The 1,783-nt window shown below is 62.4% G+C and carries 2 protein-coding genes; both read left to right on the plus strand.

Annotation, left to right across the window (positions count from 1 at the left end):
• A partial coding sequence (locus tag AB4Z11_RS30715) for an alpha-L-arabinofuranosidase C-terminal domain-containing protein (protein WP_442029826.1) occupies nucleotides 1-420 on the plus strand: 420 nt, incomplete at its 5' end.
• 5 nt (nucleotides 421-425) lie between these two features.
• The coding region (locus AB4Z11_RS30720) for a family 43 glycosylhydrolase (protein WP_442029828.1) at nucleotides 426-1,783 on the plus strand (1,358 nt) is incomplete at its 3' end.

The raw sequence follows: 1,783 nt of genomic DNA on the forward strand, positions 1-1,783 counted from the left end.
ATCCTGACCGATAAGGACAGGATGATCCTGACGCCGACTTACCATGCCTTCAAGATGTATGTGCCGTTCCAGGATGCGGCCTCGCTGCCGGTGGCAGTGGCCAACAACGGCAAGTACAGCGTAGGCTCGACGACGGTGCCGCAGGTGAGCGCTTCAGCCGCACGCGCCAAGGATGGCAAGGTCTACGTGGCGCTGGTGAACACCAACCCGAACAAAGCGGTGGATGTGACGGTGAACCTGTCCGGCGCCAAAGTCGGCAAGCTGAATGGCCAGGTGCTGACTGCCACGGCCATGGACGCGCACAACACCTTCGCCCAGCCTGATGCCGTGAAACCAGCGCCGTTCAGTGCGCAGGCCAGCGGCGGCAAGGTGGTGGTGAAGCTGCCGGCCAAGTCGGTCGTCGTCGCAGCCGTCGAGTAAGCGTCATGAAGCTCAGTAAGATTGCCTGCGGCCTGGCCGCAGCGGGCTTGCTCGCCCTTACGGCTTGTGGTGGCGGTGGTGGCGGCACTACGGCGGTCACCTCGGTGACGCAGACGCCTGCGCCAACAACACCGGCCACGCCGACTACGCCGGTCACGCCACCGCCTGTCCAGGCTGCGCTGACCTTCGCCAACGTGTCGGTACACGACCCGTCGGTCGTCCGCACTGGCGATACCTTCTACATCTTCGGCTCCCATCTCGCCGCGGCAAAGACCACGGACCTGATGAACTGGACCAAGATCGCTGATGGCGTCACCGCCACCAATCCGCTGTTCGCAGACGCGACCAAGGAATTGGCCGAAACCTTCGCCTGGGCTCAGGTCACCGACCTGTGGGCGCCGGACGTGATCCAGCTTGGCGACGGCAAGTTCTATATGTATTACGATGCCTGCAAGGGCGACTCGCCGCGTTCGGCGCTGGGCGTTGCGGTAGCGGACAAGCCAGAAGGCCCCTACGTCAACAAGCAGTTGCTGCTGAAGTCCGGCATGTGGGGCGAGGTGAGCCCGGACGGTACGGTTTATGACGCGACCAAGCATCCGAACGTCGTCGACCCGAACGTATTCCGCGACAAGGACGGCAAGCTGTGGATGATCTACGGTTCCTACTCCGGCGGCATCTTCATCATGGCCATGGACTCGGCCACGGGGCTGCCGCTGCCGGGCCAGGGTTACGGTAAGCATCTACTGGGTGGCAATCATGCGCGCATCGAAGGCGCCTATGTGCTGTATAGCCCGGATTCCGGCTACTACTATATGTTCACGTCCTTCGGCGGGCTGGATGCGAATGGTGGCTACAACATTCGCGTGTCGCGTTCGAAGTCGCCGGACGGTCCTTATGTCGATGCCAAAGGCACGGACATGGCCAACGTAAAGGGGGCTGCGGGCACGCTGTTTGATGATGCGAGCATCGCCCCGTATGGCCAGAAGCTGGTCGGCAATTATCAGTACGCGCTGGCCGATGGTGAAACCGGTACGCCACTTGGCTACGTTTCGCCGGGCCACAACTCGGCGTACTACGATCCGGCGACGAAGCAGTATTTCCTGATCTTCCACACCCGCTTCCCTGGGCAGGGCGAGTATCACGAAGTGCGCGTGCACCAGATGTTTGTCAACGACGATGGCTGGCTGGTTGTGGCGCCGCTGCGTTATGCACCGCTCAGCAAGGCAACGCCTGCGGTTGCTGCGGCGATCAGCGCGGCCGATGCGGCCGGCGGCTACAAGATGGTCAATCACGGCAAGGACATTTCGGCCACGATCAAGTCTTCTTCTGCGATTCGCCTGGCAGCCGACGGCAGCGTGAGCGG

Origin of the sequence: Pseudoduganella sp. RAF53_2 (genome assembly GCF_052113985.1) — a bacterium.
Lineage (GTDB): Bacteria > Pseudomonadota > Gammaproteobacteria > Burkholderiales > Burkholderiaceae_D > Rugamonas.